This is a genomic window from Rhodococcus sp. ACS1 (assembly GCF_002300155.1).
In the GTDB taxonomy this organism is placed as follows: Bacteria; Actinomycetota; Actinomycetes; order Mycobacteriales; family Mycobacteriaceae; genus Rhodococcus_F; species Rhodococcus_F koreensis.
Genome location: NZ_NSDZ01000012.1, coordinates 69,964 through 92,791, shown reverse-complemented (window position 1 = coordinate 92,791; position 22,828 = coordinate 69,964). Strand labels below are relative to the sequence as shown.

At 68.9% G+C, this 22,828-nt stretch carries 20 protein-coding genes and 1 pseudogene; 15 read left to right on the top strand and 6 right to left on the bottom strand.

Going from position 1 to position 22,828, the window contains the following annotated elements:
• Positions 1–8 precede the first annotated feature (8 nt).
• The 3 genes from CJ179_RS44960 to CJ179_RS44950 form a co-directional block, all read right to left on the bottom strand.
• A complete protein-coding gene (locus CJ179_RS44960; protein ID WP_072945987.1) occupies positions 9–710 on the bottom strand; it encodes an HNH endonuclease family protein in 702 nt (233 codons plus the stop codon).
• 65 nt (positions 711–775) lie between these two features.
• Positions 776–1,093 (bottom strand): hypothetical protein, encoded by a 318-nt coding sequence (locus CJ179_RS44955; protein ID WP_012688484.1) that lies wholly within the window; start codon positions 1,091–1,093, stop codon positions 776–778.
• Between the two features lie 73 nt (positions 1,094–1,166).
• Positions 1,167–2,069, bottom strand: a complete 903-nt coding sequence (locus CJ179_RS44950; RefSeq protein ID WP_095865747.1) for an NADP-dependent oxidoreductase — start codon at positions 2,067–2,069, stop codon at positions 1,167–1,169.
• A 374-nt stretch (positions 2,070–2,443) separates the two neighbouring features.
• Between CJ179_RS44950 and CJ179_RS44945 the strand changes: the two genes are divergently transcribed.
• The 6 genes from CJ179_RS44945 (at position 2,444) to CJ179_RS44920 (ending at position 12,006) form a co-directional block, all read left to right on the top strand.
• Entirely contained in the window at positions 2,444–5,275 is a 2,832-nt protein-coding gene (locus CJ179_RS44945) for a DEAD/DEAH box helicase (protein ID WP_095865746.1), read from the top strand.
• Positions 5,272–6,045 carry an SWIM zinc finger family protein gene (locus CJ179_RS44940; RefSeq protein WP_095865745.1) on the top strand — a complete coding sequence of 258 codons (774 nt, stop codon included), beginning with the start codon at positions 5,272–5,274 and terminating at the stop codon, positions 6,043–6,045. Before CJ179_RS44945 ends, CJ179_RS44940 begins: the two co-directional genes overlap by 4 nt.
• A gap of 60 nt (positions 6,046–6,105) precedes the next feature.
• Positions 6,106–9,117: an AAA family ATPase gene (locus tag CJ179_RS44935; RefSeq protein ID WP_095865744.1), complete on the top strand. Its 3,012-nt coding sequence runs from the start codon at positions 6,106–6,108 to the stop codon at positions 9,115–9,117.
• A 48-nt stretch (positions 9,118–9,165) separates the two neighbouring features.
• Entirely contained in the window at positions 9,166–10,590 is a 1,425-nt protein-coding gene (locus CJ179_RS44930) for an FAD-binding oxidoreductase (RefSeq protein WP_095865743.1), read from the top strand.
• Positions 10,591–10,670: 80 nt separating this feature from the next.
• Positions 10,671–11,150: a DUF1990 family protein gene (locus CJ179_RS44925; protein WP_095865742.1), complete on the top strand. Its 480-nt coding sequence runs from the start codon at positions 10,671–10,673 to the stop codon at positions 11,148–11,150.
• A gap of 112 nt (positions 11,151–11,262) precedes the next feature.
• Entirely contained in the window at positions 11,263–12,006 is a 744-nt protein-coding gene (locus tag CJ179_RS44920; protein ID WP_072945999.1) for a GntR family transcriptional regulator, read from the top strand.
• A gap of 23 nt (positions 12,007–12,029) precedes the next feature.
• On the opposite strand, the gene CJ179_RS44915 is transcribed toward CJ179_RS44920, so the two are convergent.
• A complete protein-coding gene (locus tag CJ179_RS44915; RefSeq protein ID WP_072946000.1) occupies positions 12,030–12,494 on the bottom strand; it encodes a PTS glucose transporter subunit IIA in 465 nt (154 codons plus the stop codon).
• Positions 12,491–12,802: a glucose PTS transporter subunit EIIB gene (locus CJ179_RS44910; protein ID WP_143051459.1), complete on the bottom strand. Its 312-nt coding sequence runs from the start codon at positions 12,800–12,802 to the stop codon at positions 12,491–12,493. Before CJ179_RS44910 ends, CJ179_RS44915 begins: the two co-directional genes overlap by 4 nt.
• Before the next feature lie 166 nt (positions 12,803–12,968).
• Between CJ179_RS44910 and CJ179_RS44905 the strand changes: the two genes are divergently transcribed.
• From CJ179_RS44905 to CJ179_RS44870, 8 genes and pseudogenes are all read left to right on the top strand, one after another.
• Positions 12,969–14,216 (top strand): PTS transporter subunit EIIC, encoded by a 1,248-nt coding sequence (locus tag CJ179_RS44905; RefSeq protein WP_095865741.1) that lies wholly within the window; start codon positions 12,969–12,971, stop codon positions 14,214–14,216.
• A gap of 2 nt (positions 14,217–14,218) precedes the next feature.
• A complete protein-coding gene (locus CJ179_RS44900) occupies positions 14,219–14,488 on the top strand; it encodes an HPr family phosphocarrier protein (protein WP_206012818.1) in 270 nt (89 codons plus the stop codon).
• Positions 14,488–16,167 carry a phosphoenolpyruvate--protein phosphotransferase gene (gene ptsP, locus CJ179_RS44895; RefSeq protein ID WP_095865739.1) on the top strand — a complete coding sequence of 560 codons (1,680 nt, stop codon included), beginning with the start codon at positions 14,488–14,490 and terminating at the stop codon, positions 16,165–16,167. The genes CJ179_RS44900 and ptsP overlap by 1 nt, the downstream gene beginning before the upstream one ends.
• Positions 16,164–17,348 (top strand): N-acetylglucosamine-6-phosphate deacetylase, encoded by a 1,185-nt coding sequence (locus CJ179_RS44890; RefSeq protein ID WP_095865738.1) that lies wholly within the window; start codon positions 16,164–16,166, stop codon positions 17,346–17,348. Before ptsP ends, CJ179_RS44890 begins: the two co-directional genes overlap by 4 nt.
• Positions 17,336–18,115 carry a glucosamine-6-phosphate deaminase gene (gene nagB / locus CJ179_RS44885; protein ID WP_072946011.1) on the top strand — a complete coding sequence of 260 codons (780 nt, stop codon included), beginning with the start codon at positions 17,336–17,338 and terminating at the stop codon, positions 18,113–18,115. Before CJ179_RS44890 ends, nagB begins: the two co-directional genes overlap by 13 nt.
• Complete coding sequence (locus tag CJ179_RS44880; protein ID WP_095865737.1) at positions 18,116–18,829, top strand: copper homeostasis protein CutC; 714 nt, start codon at positions 18,116–18,118, stop codon at positions 18,827–18,829. It abuts the gene before it with no gap.
• A gap of 87 nt (positions 18,830–18,916) precedes the next feature.
• Positions 18,917–20,229: pseudogene (locus tag CJ179_RS44875) on the top strand (HNH endonuclease).
• Between the two features lie 36 nt (positions 20,230–20,265).
• A complete protein-coding gene (locus tag CJ179_RS44870) occupies positions 20,266–20,757 on the top strand; it encodes a pyridoxamine 5'-phosphate oxidase family protein (protein ID WP_072946019.1) in 492 nt (163 codons plus the stop codon).
• 27 nt (positions 20,758–20,784) lie between these two features.
• Here the strand turns inward: CJ179_RS44870 and CJ179_RS44865 are convergent, their stop codons facing one another.
• The gene (locus tag CJ179_RS44865) at positions 20,785–21,225 is read right to left on the bottom strand and encodes a nucleotidyltransferase family protein (protein ID WP_241031285.1); all 441 of its coding nucleotides are present in this window, start codon (positions 21,223–21,225) and stop codon (positions 20,785–20,787) included.
• A gap of 96 nt (positions 21,226–21,321) precedes the next feature.
• Between CJ179_RS44865 and CJ179_RS44860 the strand changes: the two genes are divergently transcribed.
• Positions 21,322–22,824 carry a CoA-acylating methylmalonate-semialdehyde dehydrogenase gene (locus CJ179_RS44860; RefSeq protein WP_072946022.1) on the top strand — a complete coding sequence of 501 codons (1,503 nt, stop codon included), beginning with the start codon at positions 21,322–21,324 and terminating at the stop codon, positions 22,822–22,824.
• The last annotated feature ends 4 nt before the right edge of the window (positions 22,825–22,828 follow it).

The window sequence follows — 22,828 nt, the reverse complement described above, 5'->3', positions numbered from 1 at the left end:
CGAGACGATCACGGACACCGCTCCGCCACCTCGGCGAGCGCGTCGCGGTCCGCCTGCGTCACCGGAAGTCCGTACTCCACCGCCACCGAGAGGTACTTGCCCGCGTAGAAGCAGCGGTACGCCGGGTTCGGTGGCAGCCAGTCCTGAGGGGTCTGGTCGCCCTTGTCCTGATTGTCGGCGCCGTTGACGGCCAGCAGGTTGAACGTGACGTCGTTGGCGAACCGGAGCCGGCGCTCGGGCGGCCACGTCGACGCGCCCATGTCCCACGCCGCTGCCAGCGGGTAGACGTGGTCGATCTGGACGGCTTTCGCGTCCGCCCGGTCGAACGGGAGCACCTCACCGGAGTACGGATCGGCGAGGACCCCGCTGAGCACCACGCAGTCGCGGGTGCCGTCGCGGAAGATCACCGAGCGGAGATCGATCGCCAGAACGTTGTTGCGGGTGTCGCACCCGTCGTGGCCGCCCGCGGCGTCCTGGTCGTCGGTCCAGGCCGGTCCGAAGACGCACAGCTCCCGGCCGGAACACCCGCGCTGGTATCCGCCGGGGTGCGGACGGGATTCGACCGTGGCGACCCGCCCGAGCAACTCCTCGATGTGCGCGCGCGGCGGGCTGCCCGGTGCGGGACTGTCGCCCAGGTCGAGCAGCGACACTCCGCAGCCACCGGCCGACAGGATCACGGCCAGCCACGCCGTCACGTACAGAAGTCTCATGCGTCCCCCGGCGCTCGAAAACTCTTCCCCTACCGTCCAGGAGTATGCACCGGGCCCCCGACAGGTCAGCTGAAGGGCAGGCGCACCGCGGCGATCGACGACACGTGCGTGCCGTCGTGACCGATGACCCAGGAGCCGCCGCTCTGTCGGCATTCGGCCAGCAGGTCGAGCGTGCGCAGGAGGAAGAAGATCGCCTCGCTGGCGACGGGGGTGACCGCAAGCCGGTGCGCCTCACCGTGTTTCATTCCGTCGAGCCACACACCCGACTGCCCGTCCAGGCGAATGGTGACGATGTGGGTGGCATCGACGAAGGCGTACTTCCGTTGCTCCCACGGGGTGGTGAGCGCGTACCCCTGTTCGAGAACCTGGATCAGGATGCTCATGGCCGACTCCCGAGAGTTTCCGGCAGCTACGTCTCTCCAGCATCTACCTCGGGCCGGGTGAAAGCCAGACCCGCTAACCGAACTCGATCACGACCTTGCCGCTCGTGTGACCGGATTCGACCGTCGCGAGAGCGTCACCGGCGTGCGCGAACGGGAACCGGTGGGCCACCCGCGGGTCGAGGGTTCCGTCGGCCACCAGCGCGGCCACCTCCGCGAACACCGCGGACGTGCGGCGCCGTTCCACTCCCGAGCCGCCGAGATCCCGTGCCGCGAGTGGGTCGCCGACACTGATGATCGCCGCCGGATCCGTCACCACCCGCGCCGCCTCGGCCAGCGCGGCACCGCCGACGAGATCGAAGACGGCGTCCACCGGGCCGGGCACCCGTTCGGCGAGTCCGTCCCCGGACGCCACCCACGTGGCGCCGAGCGATTCGACGACCTCCCGTTTGCCCTCGCTCGCGACCCCGATCACGGTGACGTCCCGGGCCGCGGCCAACTGCAGCGCCGCCACCCCCACGCCACCGCCCGCACCGACGACGAGCAATCGGCTGCCGGGAGCCAGGTCCAGGGTCGTCAGCGCGTCGTACGCGGTCCCCGCCGCGACGGGTAGCGTGGCCGCGTCGGCGAACGAGACCGCGTCGGGCTTGTGTGCCGCTGCGGCCGTGTTGACCAGGGTGTACTCGGTGTATCCGCCGAAACCGGTGGCGGTCGCCCCGAACACGGCGTCGCCGACCGCGAACCCGGTCACCCGGGGGCCGACGTCGGCCACCACACCCGCGACCTCCCGGCCGAGAACCGCGGGAAGGGTGACCGGGACCGTGTCCTTCCGCGTTCCCGCCCGCACCTTCCAATCGGCGGGATTCACGCCTGCCGCGTGGACGGCGACCAGCAGCTGTCCGGGGCCGGGGGAGGGAACGGGGACGTCGAAGAACTGCTGCGTCTCGGGGCCGCCATATTCGCTGAAGCCGTATGCCATGCTCACGCCCACAGTCCTATCACGAACTTCGTGCCCGGATCCGGGCACGAAGTAGGCCCGCCGAACGGAGTCGGCGGGCCTACTTCGTGATAACTCAGGAGCCGAACAGGCTACCCAGGGAGCCTGTGCCTCCGCCGCCTCCTCCGCCGCCCATCAACGGTCCGAGGACCTGGATGAGTTGAACGAGAACCTGCAACATCTGTGTCGCATCCATTGTGTCTTCCTCCGATCACTGCGATCTACCAACGGCAGCGATCCCGGTCGATACCGGCGTGGACAGCCGCCACCTCGTTCATCGGTGGAATCTCGTCGAGGGTTACAGCCGCCGAGCAGGGATTTCTCCGACTGTCGGTAGTGCCTGATTGGATGGGTGCATGTTGCACGGCCTCTGGACACCCGGTTCGGGTCTCATGCTGTGGGTCGAGGACCGGAATCCGGCCGCCGCGGAGCCGACCGACGCGGTCGGGCGGGTGCTCGCCCGGAAGTTCCGCCATCACGTGAAGGTGCCGATGCCGACGCCGTCGGGTCCGGAGATGCTCGAGTGGGCGGCGGTCGCCCTCGCGCCGCCGGACGCGACCGACTTCCTGCTGTCGGTGTCGGCCCGCGACCCCCGGATCGCCGGGGATCTGCGCTACCTCGCCCACGTGGCGCGCGGCGTCGAGCGCTGGGTACGTGCGGGACGCGTGGTGCCGGAGGTGCACCGGGCGGAGGGCGGATGGTGGCCGCGATGGCGGCTCCTCGGCGGCGAACGGCAGCGTGCGTGGCTCACGGAATTGTCGGTCGCGATGCCCCCGGTGCAGCGCCACGGAACCACCCCGCGGGCGGTGCTCGACGACATGGTGACCGAGTTGACCGACCCCGTTGCCCGGCGGGTCCTGGGCGGCAGGCACCCGGACGATTCCGGCACCGCACCGGAGCATCCGCTGATCGACGCGCTGGTTCGGGGTGAGGACTTCGCCGAGGGCACCGCCCAGCTGGCGGGTTCCCTCGACGGGTGGCGGGACAGCCTGAAGGTGGACGAACCCGAACTGGTGCTGCGACTGCTCGAGCCGGAAGACGTGGACGTGGAGGGCGATTGGGACCCGGACACGGTGTTGTGGCGGCTACAGGTGTGCCTGCGCCCGGAAGGTGAAGCGCCGGTGCCGATTCCGCTGCACCGGACGGAGGCGAGCCGCCTGCAGACCGGTGTTCGCAAACTGACCGAGGCCGTCGCCGCCTACCCGCGGCTGCAGGACGTCCCGAGCGACCCCGACAGTCTCGACCTGATGCTGCCCACCGCGGTGGTCATCGACCTCGTCGGGCACGGTGCGGTGGCGTTGAAAGAGAAGGGCATCAGCCTGCTGCTGCCGCGGGCCTGGAGTGTGGCGTCGCCGTCGATGCGACTGCGGGTGAGCTCGCCCAGCACCCCGGCGAGCGCGGAGAACCGGTCCGTCGGCAAAGACCAGTTGGTGCAGTACAACTGGGAACTGGCACTCGGCGACACGGTGCTCACCGCCGCGGAGATGAACCGGCTGGTCAATGCGAAGAGCGATCTCGTGCGGCTGCGCGGTGAGTGGGTCCGGGCCGATCAGGACGTGCTCTCCCGCGCCGCGCGGTACGTCGCGGAGCGGCACGGCAGCGGCGACCGCGCCATCGTGGACCTGCTGAAAGATTTGATCGCGGACGATCTGTCCGATCTCCCCGTCGAGGAGGTCACCGCCACCGGCTGGGCGGCCGCGCTGCTCGACGGCGACATCAACCCGCAGGACGTGCCGACCCCGGACGGGTTGGACGCCACGCTGCGGCCGTACCAGAAGCGGGGGCTCGACTGGCTGGTGTTCATGAGCCGCCTCGGGCTCGGGGCGGTCCTGGCCGACGACATGGGTCTCGGCAAGACGCTGCAGTTGCTCGCCCTGCTCGCACACGAGAACGCCGCCACGCCCACCCTGCTGGTGTGCCCGATGTCGGTGGTCGGCAACTGGCAGCGTGAGGCGGCACGCTTCGTTCCCTCGCTGCGGGTGCTGGTGCACCACGGTCCGCAGCGGCTGAGCGGTGACGACCTCGCCGCCGCCGTGACACAGAGCGACCTGGTGATCACCACGTACGCGCTGCTCGCCCGCGACGTCGCGCAGCTGAAGGAGCAGGACTGGCGGCGGGTGGTGCTGGACGAGGCGCAGCACATCAAGAACGCGAAGACCGGGCAGGCGCGGGCGGCCCGCAGCATTCCGGCGGAGCATCGGGTCGCGTTGACGGGCACTCCGGTCGAGAATCGGCTGGACGAACTGCGCTCGATCCTCGATTTCGCGAATTCGGGCATCCTGGGTTCGGAGGCGATGTTCCGCAAGCGTTTCGTTGTGCCGATCGAGCGGGAGCAGGACGAGACGGCCGTCGCCCGGCTCCGCGCCGTCACGTCCCCGTTCGTGCTGCGCCGCGTCAAGACCGATCCCGCCGTCATCGCCGACCTCCCGGACAAGTTCGAGATGACCGTCCGCGCCAACCTCACCGCCGAGCAGGCCGCGCTGTACCGGGCGGTGGTCGACGACATGATGGCGCAGATCAAGGACAAGAAGGGGATGAAGCGCAAGGGCGCCGTCCTCGCCGCCCTGACCAAACTCAAACAGGTGTGCAACCATCCGGCGCATTTCCTGCGCGACGGGTCGGCGGTGATGCGGCGCGGACAGCACCGCTCCGGCAAGCTGGGGCTCGTCGAGGACATCCTCGACTCCGTCGTGGCAGACGGCGAGAAGGCGTTGCTGTTCACCCAGTTCCGTGAATTCGGTGATCTCGTCACCCCGTACCTCGCCGAACGTTTCGGTACCCCCGTACCGTTTCTGCACGGGGGTGTTCCGAAGCAGAAACGCGACGACATGGTGGCCTCGTTCCAGAGCGACGACGGGCCGCCGATCATGATGCTGTCGCTGAAGGCCGGCGGAACAGGGCTGAACCTCACCGCGGCCAATCACGTCGTCCACCTCGACCGGTGGTGGAACCCGGCCGTCGAGAACCAGGCCACGGACCGCGCGTTCCGGATCGGCCAGCGGCGGGACGTGCAGGTGCGCAAGCTCGTGTGCGTCGGCACCCTGGAGGAGCGGATCGACGCGATGATCGCCACCAAACAGGAGTTGGCGGATCTCGCCGTCGGGACGGGCGAGAACTGGGTGACGGAGATGAGCACCGAACAGCTGGGCGAACTGCTGCGGCTCGGCGACGAGGCGGTGGGCGAATGACGAATCGGCGCCCCGGACCGTACTTCGGTCAGTACGGCCGGCGACGACCCGTGACGGGCGGGCTGGAGGCACGGTCCCAGCGGGGATCGTTCGGCCGCACGTGGTGGGGTCGCGAATTCGTCGACATCATCGAATTCGTCGCCGACAAGGGCCGGATGAGCCGCGGTCGGAGTTACGCGCGCAGCGGTCAGGTGATCTCGCTCGAGATCGCAGGCGGAATGGTGACGGGGGAGGTTCAGGGCAGTCAACTCCAGCCGTTCGTCGCGACCGTCTCGATCGATCGCCTCGACGAGTCGGAGATCGCCGAACTGGTCGCGGTGGTCCGCAGGCAACCGGGCAGCCTGGCGATGCTGGCGGGCGGCGGGGTTCCGGAGGTTCTCGGCCCCCTGTTGCTGCCCGCCGGGGCGTCCGCGCTGAACTACGACTGCACCTGCCCGGACGACGGGTGGCCGTGCAAGCATGCGGCGGCGGTCGCGTACCTCGCCACCGAGCGCATCGACGAGAACCCGCTCGACATCCTGACGTTGCGCGGCGTCGATCTGGACATGCTGATCGAGGGCGTCGGGGGCGACTCCTCCGAATCCGATGTCGACGACTGGTTCGGGGACGAGTCCTCGTTGCCCGGACTGCCCGACGCCGACTTCCGGGCAGCGATCGACGACCTCGACCCGCTCCTGCTGCGGAAGGCGATCCGCTCGGTCAGTGAGGACGAGCGTGCGGTGGACGCCGCGATCCGGGAGCTGAAAGCGCTGTACCAGCACTTCCGCTGACCGTGCGATGATGAATGACGCGGAAGCTCGCCTCGTTTCGCGACCGGGAGCTGGTCAGTCATGGTGACGGTCTACCTGCTCGGCGAGCAGCGCGTGTCGAACCCGGAGGACGACGGGGCAGGCACCGTCTCGTCACGGGCGATCGCGCTGCTGGCCTATCTCGTGCTGCACGCCGGTCTCGCCCAGTCCAGGACCCGTCTCGCCGGGCTGTTCTGGCCCGAGTCGAGCGAGCAGCAGGCCCGCACCAACCTGCGGCGGGAACTGCACAACCTCCGTGGTCTCCTGGGGTCGGATGGTGCGCCGACCGCGGACGGGCCGACGCTGACGTGGACGGACTCGCCGTCGTGCCGGGTGGACGTCGACACGTTCCGCAACGAGCGGGCGGCAGCCCTCGCCGCCCTCGCCGATTCCGACACCCCGGCATTTCTCGAACACGCGGACTGCGCGATCGACACCTATCGCGGGGACCTCATGCCTGGGGCGTACGAGGACTGGGTCCTCGACCATCGGGACGTGCTGCGCCGGGAGTGCGTCGAACTCTGCGAGGTGACGGTGCGGGTGCTGCGGGAGTCGGGTGAGGTGGAGGCGGCGACGACGTGGTCGCGTCGGCGCATCCAACTCGACCCGCTGGCGGAGGCCGGGTACCGGACACTCATGGAACTGCAAACCGCATCGGGCGACCGGGCGGCGGCGATGACCACGTATCACCGGTGCGCGGCGGTGCTGGAGACCGAACTCGGGGTCGCGCCGGGCGCCGCGACCACCCGCTTGTTCGACAACCTGCTGGGCGAGAAACCCGCCGCGGCTCCCCGGCGCGAACGCGTTCGGACGGCGATGCCCGCCCTGATCGGGCGGGAGCGCGAATGCGCGGAATTGCAGCGGCGGTGGCGGCAGGCCCTCGACGGCAGGCAGGGGCTGGTGCTCGTCTCCGGTGACGCGGGGGTCGGCAAGACCCGGTTGACCACCGAACTCGCGGAGATCGCTCGTGCCGACGGGGCAGTGGTAGCGACGGCGCGGTGTTTCGGACTGCCGGGCCGCGTCGCGCTCGCCCCCGTCGCCGAGTGGCTGCGCGGCCCGGAGTTTCGGTCGGCGATCGGGTCGCTGGATCCGTTGTGGAGGGTCGAGGTCGAGCGGCTGGTCCCGAGCGTCGAGTCCGCGCCGCGGCCGGCGACGTCCCGGGCGATGGTCGACGCATGGCAGAGGCACCGCTTCTTCGAGGGGACGGCGCGCGCGGTGCTGTCGCCCGGCCGGCCGGTCCTGCTCGTCCTCGACGATCTGCAGTGGTGCGACGCGGAGACGACGGCGTGGCTGGCGTTCCTGCTGTCCCTCGACACCCATCTGCGGGTACTGGTCGCGGCGACCGCCCGCACGGACGAGGCGCAGTCCCGCCGCGACGTGAGGGACGCGTTGCGGGCCCTCCGGTCGGCGCGACTGGTCACGGACGTCGAGGTGGACCCGTTGACCGCGGACGGGACCGTCGAACTGGCGAGGTCTCTCGGTGGCCCGGTGCTGGATCCTGCGGAGGAGGCGGTGTTGTACGCCGCGACCGCGGGCTACCCGCTGTACGTCGTGGAGGCCGCCAGGATGGTGCCGGGCACGGATGCGACCGGGGGCGGCGGGGGCGCCGGCGACCTCGGCGAGGTGCTGGCCCGGCGACTCGGGCAGTGCTCGGAACCGGCCCGGGACGTCGCAGGCCTCGCCGCGGCCCTCGGCGCGGATTTCGATCTGGACCTGCTCAGCGAGGCGAGCGACCTGGACACCGATTCCCTCGTGCAGGCGGTGGACGAACTGTGGCGGCGCAGGATCGTCAGGCCGGCGGGCACCGGGTACGACTTCGTGCACGACCTGGTCCGGGAGGCCGCGTACCGCTCGGTCGGTCCGCCGCGACGCTGGCTCCTGCATCGGCGTCTGGCGCAGGGACTCGAACTTCTGCACACCGGCCGCACCGACGACGTGGCCGGGCAACTCGCCGAGCAGTATCGGCGCGGCGGCCGCCCCGACCGTGCCCTGCATTATCTGCAGCGCGCAGCCGAGGTAGCGGCAGGCGTGTTCGCGAACGCCGACGCCCTGCGGCTCTTCCGGGACTGCCTCGACCTTCTGGAGGCGATGCCGGTGGGCCGCAACCGGGACGCTCACGAGGTCGACGTGCGCCAGGGCATGTCGGCGCCGCTGACCACCCTGTACGGATACTCCGACCCTCAGCTCGAGCGGACGCTGGACCGCACCATGGAGTTGGGGCAGCGACTACGCAGGCCGAAGGTGGTGCTCGGTGCGCTGATCGGATTGTTCGCGGTCCACTTCGTGCAGGGGCACACCGCGCACGCCTACGGGCTCGGCGTGCGTGCCCTCGAACTGTCCGCGGCGGATCCGGAATTCGAGGGTCAGGCGCATTTCGCGGTGGCGGGCGGCGCCCTCGGTCTCGGCAGGCCGAGGGAGGCGATCGAACATTTCGACATCGCGCAGCGATCGTTCTCGGACGACTATTCGTTCATCCTCGGAACGCGGCTCGAGGTGCATTGCCACGCGTGGAAATCGCACGCGTACTGGATGATCGGCGACGAGCAGGCGGCCGTGCAGGCGTCCGCGGATGCCCTCGAGCTGGGCAGGGCCTGCGGCCACCCGTACAGTCTCGCGGTGGCGCTGGGGTACGCGTCGGTGCTGCATCAGGTCCGGGGCGACGACACCGCGCTGCTCGCCTCGCTGACGGAGTTGCGGCAGCTGTGCGAGCGCTACCACTTCGCCTACTACAGTCAGTGGTCGCAGATCCTCGAAGGCCGGCTTCTCGGCGGCGAACCGGGAATCGCGAAGATCCGCGACGGGCTCGCCGCGTTGCGACGGCAGCGGGCGTTCGCGCGGATGCCGTACTGGCTCTCGTTGCTGGCGGAGGTCCAGATCGACGCCGGGTCGGTGGACGCCGCCCGCGCCACCCTCGATGCCGCCCTGATCGCCGCCGAGCAACACGACGACCGGTGGTGGTTGCCGCAGGTCCTGCGACTTCGTGCGGACGTCGGACCGTTCGCGGGTGGGGTTTCGGCGCGAACGGTGCGCGAACGCCCGATTCCTACGGTGTGAATTACCAGGCACTGCCCGTTCCGGGGCCGCCGATCCGAGGAGAAGGTCATGAGCACCACCATCAGTTCGACACCGACGACGTCACCGCCTTTCACGGAACTGGCCGCGTCTCTGCGCGGAGAGTTGATCATGCCCGGCGACGCCGGCTACGACGACGCGCGGGCCGTGTACAACGCCATGATCGACCGTCGTCCCGCGGCCATCGCGCGGTGCGCCAACGCCGCGGATGTCGTCGCGTGCGTGCGGTTCGCGCGGGAGCAGCACGTCGAGCTCGCGGTTCGCGGAGGCGGACACAACGCGGGAGGACTCGGCGTGTGGGACGACGCCCTCGTGATCGATCTGTCGGGTATGCGCGGGACCACGGTCTCGCCCGCCGACCGGACCGTCCGGGTCGACGGCGGGTGCACCTGGAGCGACGTCGACCATGCCACCGTGCCGTTCGGCATGGCCACCCCGTCCGGGTTCATCGCCTCCACCGGTGTCGGCGGGCTGACGCTGGGTGGCGGGATCGGCTACCTGACGCGCCGTTTCGGTCTCACGGTGGACAACCTGCTCTCCGCCGACGTCGTCCTCGCCGACGGCACCCTGGTGACGGCGAGCGAGCGGTCGCATCCGGACCTGTTCTGGGCGCTGCGGGGCGGCGGCGGGAACTTCGGTGTGGTCACGTCGTTCCAGTTCGCGTGTCACGAGATCGGCGACCACGGAAATGTCGTCGGCGGGCCGGTGCTGTACGACCTGGAGGACACCCCCGACGTGATGCGGTGGTACCGCGAACTCCTGCCCTCACTGCCCGAGGAACTCAACGGCTGGATCGGCCTGCTGACCATTCCGCCGGCGCCGCCGTTCCCCGAGGAACTGTGGGGCCGCAAGGCGTGCGGCATCATCTGGTGCTACACCGGCGACCCGGGCAAGGCCGACGCGGTGCTCGAACCGATCCGCGAATTCGGTAATCCACTGCTGGTAGGGGTCGGCGAAATGCCCTTCACAGCATTGCAATCGGCCTTCGACGCACTGTACCCGGCGGGATTGCAGTGGTACTGGCGCGCAGACTTCGTCCGCGAGATCTCCGACGAGGCCGTCGACATCCACCTGGAGTTCGGCCGTCGGCTGCCCACCGGCCATTCGACGATGCACATGTATCCGATCGACGGCGCGGCGACGCGGGTGGCCGAGGACGGCACGGCGTTCGCGTACCGGGACGGCGGCTGGGCGGGCGTGATCGTCGGGGTCGACCCGGATCCGGCGAACGCCGAGGTCATCACGGACTGGGCCAAGCAGTACTGGGAGGCCCTCCACCCGACGACCGCGGGCGGGGCGTACGTCAACTTCATGATGTCCGAGGGTGAGGACCGGGTGCGTGCCTCATACCTCGGCAATTACGACCGGCTGGCGCAGGTGAAGGCGAAGTACGATCCGGACAACCTCTTCCATGTGAATCAGAACATCCGTCCCGCGGCCCGGTCGGAGCAGTAGGCTGGGCGACCTCCCGACCGAGAGGATCGACCGTCATCAGTACCTCCGGAGACGACCTGCCCGCGTTCACGTACCCGGAGGTGGGTGCGAGCCGCGAGGTTCCGTTCCCGGCGGGATACCACCATCTGCGTGAGCAGAAGGTGATCGGTGACGGGGCAGACGCATTCGACGCGGCCGCCGCCTACCTGTGTGCCTGGGGGATGCACCGCGGCGCGGGGCTCGAGGTGCGGGCCGAGGCTCCGACCGCCGTGCCCGGCTCGTCGGTCGAACTGCGCTGGGGGATCGGTCCGTTCCGGCTGACGTTCTCCTGCCGGGTCGTCTACGTGCTCGACGATCCGCAGCGCAAGGGCTTCGCGTACGGCACGCTGCCGGGTCATCCCGAGCGCGGCGAGGAGAGCTTCGTCGTCGAACAGCGGCCGGACGGCACCGTCGTCGCGACCGTGTCGGCGTTCTCGAAACCGGGGCGGTGGTTCACGCGGCTCGGCGGCCCCGCTGGCCGGGTCGTGCAGAAAGCGATGACGCGCAGGTACCTCGAGGCGCTGGCCGCCGCGGCACGGTAGGCCCGGGCGCCCGGATCACGTATTCTCGGTGTTGGACCGGACCGGACGGGACCTTTGGAGTCCGACCGACTGATCCGATGTGTCCGACCCTGACAGAGCTGGAGCCGCCGGCATGATGCCCGTACATCTACGCGACAGCGTGATTCCGAAGCACGAGCAACTCCGTGCCATCCTGCTGCACAAGTGCACCAAGGAACTTCAGCCCGGCGACCTGATGACCAGTGAACGAAAACTGATGCAGGACTACGGTGTCAGTCGCATCACGGTTCGCGAGGCGATCGGGCAGCTCGTCAACGAGGGTCACCTGGTCCGGGTTCGTGGCAAGGGCACGTTCGTGGCCCATCGTCCGGTGCAGTCGAAACTCCACCTGGCCTCATTCACGGAGGAGATGCGGGCGCAGGGCCACAAGCCGACGACGGTCGTGCTGCAGAGCGAGGAGGACGCGGCGCCCGAGGCCACCGCGAAGGCCCTGCGGATCGCACCGGACACCAGCGCCTACCACGTCAAACGGTTGCGGCTGGCCGACGGCGAACCGGTCAGCGTCGACGACGGCTGGTTCAACGCCGCACTGCTTCCCGGCCTGCTGGACCTCGACCTCACCGGGTCGATCTACCGGGCCACCGCCGACCGGTACGGCATGCCGATCGACCGGGCCGAGCAGACCGTCAGTGCCGACGGCGCTAGCCAGGAGATCGCGACCCTGCTCGGCATCAAGAAGGGCGCCCCGGTGATGTACTTCGACCGGGTGTCCTTCAGCGGCCCCACACCGGTCGAGCACACCCGCAGCTGGTACCGGTCCGATCGCTACCAACTGCAGATGGAAGTTCAGGGGGAGCGGACTCAGCGCAGCGTCTGAGCCCGGCAGCCCTGGCCCTGCTACTACTGCGCCGCCCAGGCGAACAGGACGTCGCCGGTGGTCACGTCGGACCCGATGGTGTCGGTGGACACCGAGTCCGGCTTGGAATCCATCACCACGATCGGGCAGACGGCGGAGTACCCGGTGCCGTCGATCTCGGTCGGATCGAACCGCACCACGGGGTCGCCGGCGTCGACCTCGTCGCCCTCCGCCGCGAGCAGGGTGAACCCCTCGCCCTTCAGCTTCACGGTGTCGATTCCCAGGTGCACCAGCACGCCGCCGCCCGCCGAGCCCAGGATGACGAACGCGTGCGGGTGCAGTTTGAGGATCTTGCCCGAGATCGGCGCGAGCACGTCGAGGGCGCCGCGGTCGCGTGCCGGCTCGATCGCGACTCCGGAACCCACCATCTGTCCGGCGAACACGGGGTCGGGCACGTCGGCCAGGGCGAGCACCCGGCCGGGCAGTGGTGCCTGCACGGACAGGCTCACAGGATGTCCTCGATGTCCTCGGCCAGGGTGTCCGCCTCGGGGCCGACGATGACCTGGACGACGCTGCCCGCCTTCAACACCCCGTGGGCGCCTGCGGCCTTGAGCGCGGCCTCGTCGACCTTGGCGCCGTCCTTGACCTCGGTGCGCAGCCGGGTGATGCAGGCCTCGATCTCGACGATGTTGTCGGCACCGCCGAGGCCGCTGATGATTGCGTCCGCTTTGGACATCGGTTCTCCCTCGTAGTTCGTGTTTGCGCTGCAGGTGATGGTGAGGAATGAGTTAGCTGGATCACATTTGCCTGTTGACATCCTGTGCTCACCTGGTCAAACTAGCAACTGGTTATGACCGGACAGTACCCGTTGGGGGTGCTGGTCCACAATAGTTTTCCCGAAGCCGTACGACGCGCTCGCCGCCACCGGTTTCGGGACTCACCAGACGCCGATTCGGCGACCGACGCGCACAGAGAAGGCCGATATGACTGTCGTAGACAGCCCGAAAAAGGAATCAGCGGTGTTTGCCGGGTTACAGCGCCTCGGGCGCAGCCTGATGCTGCCGATCGCGGTACTACCCGCGGCCGGCATCCTGCTGCGACTCGGCCAGGACGACCTCCTCGGACGATTCGACTCGATGCAGACCGCCGCGTCCGTCATCTCCGCGGCCGGCCAGGCCGTATTCACCTGGCTGCCCCTCATCTTCGCTGTGGGCATCGCCATCGGCTGGGCCAAGAAGGCCGACGGTTCCACCGCCCTGGCCGCCGTGGTCGGATACATGGTCATCAACGGCGTGTTCGAGGCCATGTCCCCGGTCGTCCTGGAAGGCAAGACCGATCCGAACGGCGACCAGGCGCTGATCAACTACGGTGTCCTCGCGGGCATCGTGATGGGTCTGCTGTCCGCCATTCTGTGGCAGCGGTTCTACCGCACCAAACTGCCCGACTACCTCGGATTCTTCAACGGCCGCAGGCTCGTTCCCATCCTCACCGCCGTCACCGGTCTCGTCGTCGGCGTCCTCATGGCGTTCCTGTACCCGGCGTTCAACTCCGCCCTGACGTGGGTGGGCGAGACGGTCGCCGAGAACTCGGTGATCGGTGGCGGCGTCTACGGCATGGCCAACCGCCTGCTCATCCCGACCGGACTGCACCACATCCTGAACTCCACCGTGTGGTTCCTCGTCGGCGACTACCAGAACGCGAGCGGAGAACTCGTCCGCGGCGACCTCAACCGGTTCTTCGCCGGCGACCCGAGCGCCGGCATCTTCATGACCGGCTTCTTCCCGATCATGATGTTCGCGCTTCCCGCTGCAGCACTGGCGATCTGGCGCAACGCCCGGCCCTCGCAGAAGAAGGTCGTGGGCGGCATCATGCTGTCCACCGCGCTGACGGCGTTCCTCACCGGGATCACCGAGCCCCTCGAATTCGCGTTCATGTTCGTCGCCTGGCCGCTGTACCTGATCCACGCGTTCCTCACCGGCACCTCGATGGCCCTGGTCAACGCGCTCGGCATCCATGACGGATTCACGTTCTCCGCAGGCTTCTTCGACTACGTCCTCAACTTCGGCAAGGCCACCAACGCGTGGATGCTGATCCCCATCGGGCTCGGGTACGCGGTGATCTATTACGTCCTGTTCAGCTTCGTCATCAAGAAATGGAACCTGCGCACTCCCGGCCGGGAGGACGACGCGGACACCAACACCGACACCGACACGGAAAAGGCAGGTCAGTGAGCATGGCTTCACGAACGGTCCTCATCGGTTCGAAGGTGGGCCTGCACGCCCGCCCCGCCGCGAAGTTCACCCAGGCCGCCGCGGCCGTGCCGGTCCCGGTGCAGATCGCCGTCGGCGAGTCGGCGCCGGTGGACGCGGGCAGCATGCTCGCGGTCATGACCCTCGGCGCCGCATTCGGTACCGAGGTGACGATCACCGCGGAAGGGGAGGGCAGCGAGGACGCCCTCGACCGCCTCGCCGACCTGCTCGCCTCCGACCTCGACGCCGCCTGATGCCGACGACCACGGAACAGGTAGTGCACGGACTCGGGGTGAGTCCGGGGCTGGTCTGCGCGCCCTGGCTCGCGTTCGGGACGCCGGTCGAGACGTCCGCCGAAGACCCTGTCGGCGAATCGGTCCCAGCGGAGATCGCCCGGGTGCGGGACGCCCTCGCGACGGTGTCCGGCGACCTCGAGGCCCGCGCCGCGCAGGTGGACGGCGTCGCGTCCGAGATCCTGCTCGTGTCGGCGGCGATGGCCCGCGACCCGGGAATCGTGTCCGCCGCCGAGGAGAACCTTCGCGGCGGCATGCCGACGGCGCACGCCGTGAGCGTCGCGTTCGAGGGTTACTGCGTCACACTCGAGGCACTCGGGGGGTACATGGCCGAGCGCGTCGCGGACCTGCGCGACCTCGGACATCGTGCGGTCGCGGTGCTGTCGGGAGTGCCGATGCCCGGAATCCCCGACCCCGGATATCCGTTCGTTCTCGTTGCCCGGGACCTGTCGCCCGCGGACACCGCGATGCTCGGCGGCAGCGACGTGGTGGGCCTGCTCACTGCGGAGGGCGGGCCCACGAGCCACACTGCGATACTGGCGAAATCGCTCGGCCTGCCCGCGATCGTGAACTGCGCCGACCTCGACCGATTGATCGAGGGGAGACCGGTGGTGCTCGACGGCACCACGGGCGAGGTCGTCGTCGACCCCGGCGAACGTCGGCAGTCGGAGGTGTGGACGCGGATCGCCGAGGCCCGGGCGCGGGTCGCGGCCACGAGTGGGCCGGGCCGCACCCGGGACGGCGCACCGGTCGGGCTGCTCGTCAACATCGGCACCGTCGACGACGCCGTGCGCGCCGCCGCCGCGGATTCGGAGGGCGTCGGACTGTTCCGCACCGAGTTCCTCTACCTCGGCAGGCAGACCGCGCCCACCCTCGACGAGCAGATCGCCACGTACACCTCCGTGCTGGAGCGGTTCGCCGGACGGAAGGTGGTGGTCCGGACACTCGATTCCGGATCCGACAAACCGCTGCCGTTCCTCGATCTGGGCGCCGAGGAGAACCCGGCACTCGGTGTGCGGGGGCTGCGGGTCGGCACCGTCTTCCCGGAGGTCCTGGCCACCCAACTGGAAGCGCTCGGCGTGGCGGCCTCCGCTACCGGCGCGGACCTGTGGGTGATGGCCCCGATGGTCGCCACGGCGGGAGAGGCGGAGGGATTCGCTGCACTCGCCCGTTCCCGCGGCATCGCGAAGGTCGGGGCGATGATCGAGATCCCCTCGGCGGCACTGCGCGCCCGCGATCTGCTCGAACATCTCGACTTCGTCAGTATCGGAACCAACGACCTGAGCCAGTACACGTGCGCCGCCGACCGGATGGCCGGCGGCCTCGCCGCACTGCTCGACCCGTGGCAGCCCGCGGTCCTGGACCTGATCGGCCTGGTCGGTGCGGCCGGAGCGGAGGCGGGCACACCTGTCGGCGTCTGCGGGGAGGCCGCGTCCGATCCAGTGCTGGCGCCCGTGCTGGTCGGGTTGGGCGTCACGAGCCTGTCCATGGTGGCCCCATCGCTGGGCGCCGTCCGTGCCCGTCTGGCCGTCACCGACCTCGACCGGTGCCGGGAGATGGCCGTCGCCGCGCGCAGCGCACAGTCACCGCAGGCCGCACGGTCGGCAGTCGCGGCTCTTGCGTCCGGGGCACCCCGATGATCCTGCGGGGCAGGGCCGTCGTGGAGGACGGCGTCCTCGCCGACGGCGTGGTCGTCACCGACGGCGACCGAATCTCCTGGGTCGGTTCCGCGTCGCAGTACCGCGGGCAGGTGCCGCTGCCGGACCCGACTTCGTCGATACTGCTGCCGGGCCTGATCGACCTGCACTGCCACGGCGGCGCAGGCGCAGGCTTTCCGAACGCCGACGCCGACGGGGCGAGGCTGGCCGCGGACCATCACCGCGGGCACGGCACCACCGGACTGCTCGGGAGCCTGGTCTCGGCGGGGGAGCAGGATCTGCTCCGGCAGGCCGGAATCCTCGCCGACCTGGTGGAACGCCGTGACCTCCTCGGGATCCACCTGGAGGGCCCGTTCATCTCCGGTGCCCGCTGCGGTGCGCAGGATCCCGCGTCCGTGGTGCCCGGCGACCCCGGCCTGTTCGAGCGGATCTGCGACGCCGCGCGTGGCACCGTCCGGTCGATGACGCTCGCACCGGAGACCGCGCACTTCGGCGAGCTTCTCACCGCGATGCGCCGGCGCGGCGTGTTACCGAGCCTCGGCCACACCGACACCGATGCAGCGACGACGTCCGCACGGATCGCCGACGCCGCCGGCGGGCCGCTGACCGCCACACACCTGTTCAACGCGATGCCGCCGCTGCACCACCGCGCGCCGGGGCCGGTGGCCGCGTTTCTCGCCGCAGCCGGTCGCGGCGACATCGTCGTCGAATTGATCGCGGACGGAGTGCATCTCGCGCCCGAGACCGTGTCGATGGTGTTCGACGCCGTCGGACCGGACCAGATCGTCCTCGTCAGCGACGCCATGGCCGCCGCCGGTGTCTCGGACGGCGACTACCAACTCGGGCCACTGGACGTGCGCGTCTCGCACGGGGTGGCCCGGCTCGCGACCGCCGACGGATCCGAGGGGGCCATCGCGGGCGGCACCGCACGACTGCTGGATGTCGTGCGCACCACCGTTGTCGACAGCGGCGTCGGACTCGTCGACGCCGTCGCGTCCGCCACCAGGACCCCGGCCCGGCTGCTCGGCCTGGAATCCGAACGCGGCACCCTGGCCCCGGGCCTCCGCGCAGATATCGTCGTGACCGATCACCAACTGCGCCCGCGTGGCGTGTTTTCCGGCGGAATGCCCGCCGGAACGGAAGGACTCGCATGGAAATCGTAATCCGGCCGACGCCGTCGGAGGTGAGCACGACCGTCGCGGACATCGTCGAGAGGTACGTCCGACGCGGTCCGGCGACACTGGGCCTCGCCACCGGGTCGTCCCCGCTCGGAAGCTACCGCGAACTCGCGCGACGGCACCGCGAGTCCGGGCTGGACTTCACGGACGCGCGGGCCTTCCTCCTCGACGAGTACGTCGGGCTGCCGAAAAGTCACGATCAGTCGTACTTCTCGGTGATCCGCTCGGAGTTCGTCGACCACGTCAACCTCGATCCCGAGCGGGTGCTCAGCCCGAACGGCGAATCGCCCACCATCGCCGAGGAAGGCGCACGATACGACGCGGCCATCGCCGAGGCGGGTGGCGTCGACGTGCAACTGCTCGGCATCGGAACCGACGGCCACATCGGGTTCAACGAGCCGGGTTCCGCACTGACCTCACGCACCCGCGTCAAGACCCTCACCGAGCAGACCCGACTCGACAACGCGCGGTTCTTCGACAGCGTGGACGACGTCCCGCACCACGTCCTCACCCAGGGGCTGGGCACCATCAGCGAAGCCCGGCACCTGGTGATGATCGCGTTCGGCAAGGGCAAGGCCGAAGCGATCGCCGCCGCCGCCGAAGGTCCGCTCGCTGCGTTCTGCCCGGCGTCGGTGATGCAACTGCACCCGCACGTGACCGTCGTCATCGACGAGGCCGCGGCGAGCAAACTGCAACTCGCCGACTACTACCGGTACGCACTGGAACACAAGCCTTCCTGGCAGTTGTTCTAGATGGCACCCGTACTCGAACTGGCGGTCCAGGACGTCGCGGGCGCCCGGATCGCACGGCGCGCCGGAGCAACGCGTGTCGAGTTGTGCACCGCACTCGGCGCGACCGGCGGACTGACACCGAGCATCGGCATGATCGAAGCCGTTGTGGCCCAGGGGATCGCGGTACACCCGCTGATCCGGTGCCGGCCCGGCGGATTCGCCTACGACGCCGACGAGATCGCGGTCATGGCCCGCGACATCCGTGCCGCGGTGGGCGCGGGCGCATCCGGCGTCGTCGTCGGTGCGCTCACGCCAGGCATGGCCGTCGACCGCGACGCGCTGGCCCGCCTGCTCGACGGCATCGACCCGTACGCGGTGGAGGTGACGTTCCATCGTGCGATGGACGTCGTCGACGACAGGGCGACTGCCCTCGATGCGCTCGCGCGGTCGGGCATCATCCGCGTCCTCACCTCGGGCGGAGCGCCCCGCTGCATCGACGGCCTCGACGCCCTGTCGGCCATGGTCGCCCACGCACACGGGCGGATCCAGGTGATGGCAGGTGGCGGGATTCGCGTCGACGACATCGCCGCGGTCGCGGGGACCGGTGTCGACGCCGTACACCTGTCCGCCCGCCGCACCGTCGCCGACAGCGGCGGTCCCGGCGGTGGGACCGGCGATTACGACGCCGTCGACGAAACCCTCGCCATCGCAGCCGCTGTGGCACTGGGTATCTGAACTTTCGGCCATTGCCTGTGGTCCGGTCAGGCTGCTAGAGTCGAACAAAGTTTCGAACAACCTCGGGGGAGGCTGGTCGTGGGGGATGTGGGGGCACCGGATCTGGAGGAGTTGCGGGCGTTCACGGCGCGGCTTCGTGTGGTTTCTGCGAGTGGTGATCCCGGGTTGGGGATCGAGTGGATCGACGCGGTGGAGTCGTTGAAGTCAGTGGGGTGCGCGGTGCAGGCGGTGGTCACCGACGATGTCGCCACGTGCATGCGGGAGGACCGCAAGGCCCGGCGGTTGCCGCGGGCGGAGTGGGACCGCGGTATCGCCTCACAGATTGCGTTGGCGCGCAGGGAGTCCCCGAACCGCGGTGGGCGGCATCTGGGGTTCGCTCGGGCGGTGGTGCACGAGATGCCGCACACGTTGGCGTTGTTGCGGTCGGGCCGGTTGAACGAGTGGCGCGCCACGCTGCTGGTGCGGGAAACAGCGTGTCTGTCGGCGGCGGATCGCGCGGTGGTGGATCGCCGGTTGTGTTCGGACCCGAACAGTCTCGACGGGGTCGGGGACCGCGGCCTGGTCGCGAAGGCGAAGGCCCTGGCGGTGGAACTCGACGCGGCCGCGGTCGTGGCCCGGTACTGCAAGGCCGTCTCCGAGCGGCGGGTCACGACGCGGCCGGCGCCGGATTCGATGGCGTATCTGAGTGTGCTGCTGCCGATGGAACAGGCCGTGTGCCTACACGCCACATTGGGGCGGGGTGCGGACAGCCTCATCGCGACCGGGGACAGCGGTGGCCGCACCCGCAATCAGCTGATGGCGGATCTGTTGTTCGACCGCGGCACCGGGGCATCGGTCGCCAATGGTGTGCCGGTGGCGGTGAACCTGGTGATCTCCGACGAAGCACTGCTGGCGGGTGAGAACGAGGCGGCGGATCTGGCGGGGTTCGGGCCGGTGCCGGCGGGGATCGCCCGGAAACTGGTGGCGGACGCCCTTGAGGGGGAGACCGAAACCACGTTGCGGTTGATCTACTCGTGCCCGGTGTCGGGGTCGTTGACGGCGATGGAATCGCAGTCCCGGACGTTCCCGAAAAGCCTTGCGAAGCTGATCGACCTCCGCGACCGGACGTGCCGCACCCCGTGGTGTGACGCCCCGATCCGCCATCACGATCACATTCTCTCGCGCCGCAACAAGGGCGCCACCACGGCACACAATGGGCCGGGTTGTGCGCGGCGTGCAACTACGCGAAGGAAGGCGACGGCTGGACCGCGCGCCCCGTCAGGAGGCATGGCCGAACGCATCTCTTCGACCTCGGTACCCCGACGGGGCATCACTACCGGTCCGCGGCCCCACGACTGCCGTCCGCGGCGCGTCGGTCGGAAATCGAAGCGATCCTCATCGCACAATTGCGGGCGTCTTGACCCGGCGGCCATGGGATTCGTCGTAGGGTCGTGTGCATGGCCAGCTGGAATGAGTTCGCCGAAGCTGCTCCGCGGATTGCCGCTATCTTCTCCCGCAGGCACGCGGCGACCAAGAACCTGTGCATGCTCGGCACGCTTCGCTCCGACGGGTTTCCGCGGATCAGCCCGGTCGAGCCGAGATTTTTCGAGAATCAGTTGTGGATCGCCGGAATGCCGAACACGACGAAGTTCCGTGATCTGGCACGGGATCCGCGCTTCTGCCTGCACACGGCGACCGTCGACACCGAGGTGAAGGAGGGTGACGCAAAACTGTGGGGTGTCGTCGACGACGTCCAGGACAAGGCCCTGCATCAGCGTTTCGCGCAGGCACTGTTCGACGAGACCGGGTTCGACATCCGGGGGCAGGAATTCGATCACTGCTACCGAGCCGACCTGATTGGCGGCTCGGCGGTGGAGGTCGGCGACGGCCACATGGATATCACCATCTGGAAACCGGGCAAGCCCGAGCACGTCGTGCGAAAGCACTGACTGCTTACTCCGGCCACGGCACCACGGTCAAATGGGGCCATTCCTTCTGCCACCGGGCAGCTTTGGATTCGTACACCTCACGCGGAGCGAGGACGGGATCGTGCAGTCGGTGAAGGGTGTCGAGGGCACGCCGAAGTGGTTTTCGTACCAAATATGCACACGCGCTTCGTTTCTGACTTCGACGCGCACATCGAGGTCGCCGAACAGTGCGTCGGCTCGGCGGATGACGTCGTCTTCGGCGTCGTGGCCGAGGTCGGTGTCGTCGAAGTAGAAGAGGTCGTAGTCGTTGATCCCCGACTGCGGGTCGCGGCCGTCGAGGTGGTTCCAGACCGTCTGGAATACGGCGCCTGCGGTGAGGTACCAGTCCGAGAGGCCGAGTTGGGGTGCACGGTCCAGGATCGTGGTGATGTACGGGTTGGTCTGCAGGATGCGGAGGAAGTTCAGCTCCTCGGGAGAGTGAATCTGCATGTTCCGATCGTATGGTGGACATACATGGACATCCAACTATAGGATGAGCACATATTCGGAACTCCCTCATCATCGAACAAGGAACGGGTTCGCACAATGGTTCAAGAGCTATCCCACTTCGTCGGCGGCAAGCGCGTCCCCGGTGCCTCCAACAAGTTCGGCGACGTCTACGACCCCAACACCGGTGAGGTGCAGGCGCGTGTGCCTCTCGCCGACAAGGCCGAGACGGAGGCGATCATCGCGAACGCGGTAGAAGCTCAGCGCGAATGGGCGCTGTTCAATCCGCAGAAGCGGGCACGCGTCCTGATGAAGTTCCTCCAGCTCGTGCAGGAGGAGATGGATTCGCTGGCGCGCCTCCTGTCGTCCGAGCACGGCAAGACGATCCCCGACGCGAAGGGCGACATCCAGCGCGGACTCGAGGTCATCGAGTTCGCCCTCGGCGCTCCTCACCTGCTCAAGGGCGAGTACACGGAATCCGCCGGAACCGGGATCGACGTGTACTCCATGCGTCAGCCGCTCGGCGTCGTCGCCGGCATCACACCCTTCAACTTCCCGGCCATGATCCCGCTGTGGAAGGCCGGTCCCGCGCTGGCCGCCGGCAACGCCTTCATCCTCAAGCCGTCCGAGCGCGACCCCTCGGTGCCGCTGCGCCTGGCCGAACTGTTCCTCGAGGCCGGTCTGCCCGCCGGTGTGTTCAACGTGGTCAACGGTGACAAGGAAGTGGTGGACGTCCTGCTCACCGACGACCGCGTCAAGGCTGTCGGGTTCGTCGGGTCCACCCCGATCGCGCAGTACATCTACGAGACCGCCGCGGCCCACGGCAAGCGCGCACAATGCTTCGGTGGCGCGAAGAACCACGCGATCATCATGCCCGACGCCGACCTCGACGAGGTGGCAGACGCCCTCATCGGCGCTGGTTACGGCTCCGCGGGTGAGCGGTGCATGGCCATTTCCGTCGCCGTGCCGGTGGGCGAGGAGACGGCGGATGCGCTGGTCGCGAAGCTGACCGAGCGGGTCGGCAAGCTCACGATCGGCCGCAGCGACGACGAGTCCGCCGACTTCGGTCCGCTGGTCAGCAAGGACGCCCTCGAGCGGGTGAACAACTACATCCAGATCGGCATCGATGAGGGCGCGGAGGCCGTGATCGACGGCCGCGGCTTCACCCTCGAGGGCCACGAGAACGGCTTCTTCGCCGGCGCGACCCTGTTCGACAAGGTCACCACCGACATGCGCGTCTACAAGGAAGAGATCTTCGGACCCGTCCTGCTGGTTGCCCGCGCGGCGGACTACGAGGAGGCGCTCCGCCTGCCCACCGAGCACGAGTACGGCAACGGCGTCGCCATCTTCACCCGCGACGGCGACACGGCCCGCGACTTCACGAACCGGGTGAACGTCGGCATGGTCGGCGTCAACGTGCCGATCCCGGTACCGATCGCGTACCACACGTTCGGCGGCTGGAAGCGTTCCGGCTTCGGCGACCTGAACCAGCACGGTCCTGACTCCTTCCGCTTCTACACCAAGACCAAGACCGTGACGCAGCGTTGGCCCTCGGGCAAGAAGGAAGAGACCAACCACTTCGTCATCCCCACCATGAACTGAACGG

What these genes read in the sequence shown, in the direction of transcription:
- CJ179_RS44960 (WP_072945987.1), bottom strand. Translation starts at nt 710, where the DNA reads ATGAGACTTCTGTACGTGACGGCGTGGCTGGCCGTGATCCTGTCGGCC.
- CJ179_RS44955 (WP_012688484.1), bottom strand. Translation starts at nt 1,093, where the DNA reads ATGAGCATCCTGATCCAGGTTCTCGAACAGGGGTACGCGCTCACCACC.
- CJ179_RS44950 (WP_095865747.1), bottom strand. Translation starts at nt 2,069, where the DNA reads ATGGCATACGGCTTCAGCGAATATGGCGGCCCCGAGACGCAGCAGTTC.
- CJ179_RS44945 (WP_095865746.1), top strand. Translation starts at nt 2,444, where the DNA reads ATGTTGCACGGCCTCTGGACACCCGGTTCGGGTCTCATGCTGTGGGTC.
- CJ179_RS44940 (WP_095865745.1), top strand. Translation starts at nt 5,272, where the DNA reads ATGACGAATCGGCGCCCCGGACCGTACTTCGGTCAGTACGGCCGGCGA.
- CJ179_RS44935 (WP_095865744.1), top strand. Translation starts at nt 6,106, where the DNA reads ATGGTGACGGTCTACCTGCTCGGCGAGCAGCGCGTGTCGAACCCGGAG.
- CJ179_RS44930 (WP_095865743.1), top strand. Translation starts at nt 9,166, where the DNA reads ATGAGCACCACCATCAGTTCGACACCGACGACGTCACCGCCTTTCACG.
- CJ179_RS44920 (WP_072945999.1), top strand. Translation starts at nt 11,263, where the DNA reads ATGATGCCCGTACATCTACGCGACAGCGTGATTCCGAAGCACGAGCAA.
- CJ179_RS44910 (WP_143051459.1), bottom strand. Translation starts at nt 12,802, where the DNA reads ATGTCAACAGGCAAATGTGATCCAGCTAACTCATTCCTCACCATCACC.
- CJ179_RS44905 (WP_095865741.1), top strand. Translation starts at nt 12,969, where the DNA reads ATGACTGTCGTAGACAGCCCGAAAAAGGAATCAGCGGTGTTTGCCGGG.
- CJ179_RS44900 (WP_206012818.1), top strand. Translation starts at nt 14,219, where the DNA reads ATGGCTTCACGAACGGTCCTCATCGGTTCGAAGGTGGGCCTGCACGCC.
- ptsP (WP_095865739.1), top strand. Translation starts at nt 14,488, where the DNA reads ATGCCGACGACCACGGAACAGGTAGTGCACGGACTCGGGGTGAGTCCG.
- CJ179_RS44890 (WP_095865738.1), top strand. Translation starts at nt 16,164, where the DNA reads ATGATCCTGCGGGGCAGGGCCGTCGTGGAGGACGGCGTCCTCGCCGAC.
- nagB (WP_072946011.1), top strand. Translation starts at nt 17,336, where the DNA reads ATGGAAATCGTAATCCGGCCGACGCCGTCGGAGGTGAGCACGACCGTC.
- CJ179_RS44880 (WP_095865737.1), top strand. Translation starts at nt 18,116, where the DNA reads ATGGCACCCGTACTCGAACTGGCGGTCCAGGACGTCGCGGGCGCCCGG.
- CJ179_RS44870 (WP_072946019.1), top strand. Translation starts at nt 20,266, where the DNA reads ATGGCCAGCTGGAATGAGTTCGCCGAAGCTGCTCCGCGGATTGCCGCT.
- CJ179_RS44865 (WP_241031285.1), bottom strand. Translation starts at nt 21,225, where the DNA reads ATGCAGATTCACTCTCCCGAGGAGCTGAACTTCCTCCGCATCCTGCAG.
- CJ179_RS44860 (WP_072946022.1), top strand. Translation starts at nt 21,322, where the DNA reads ATGGTTCAAGAGCTATCCCACTTCGTCGGCGGCAAGCGCGTCCCCGGT.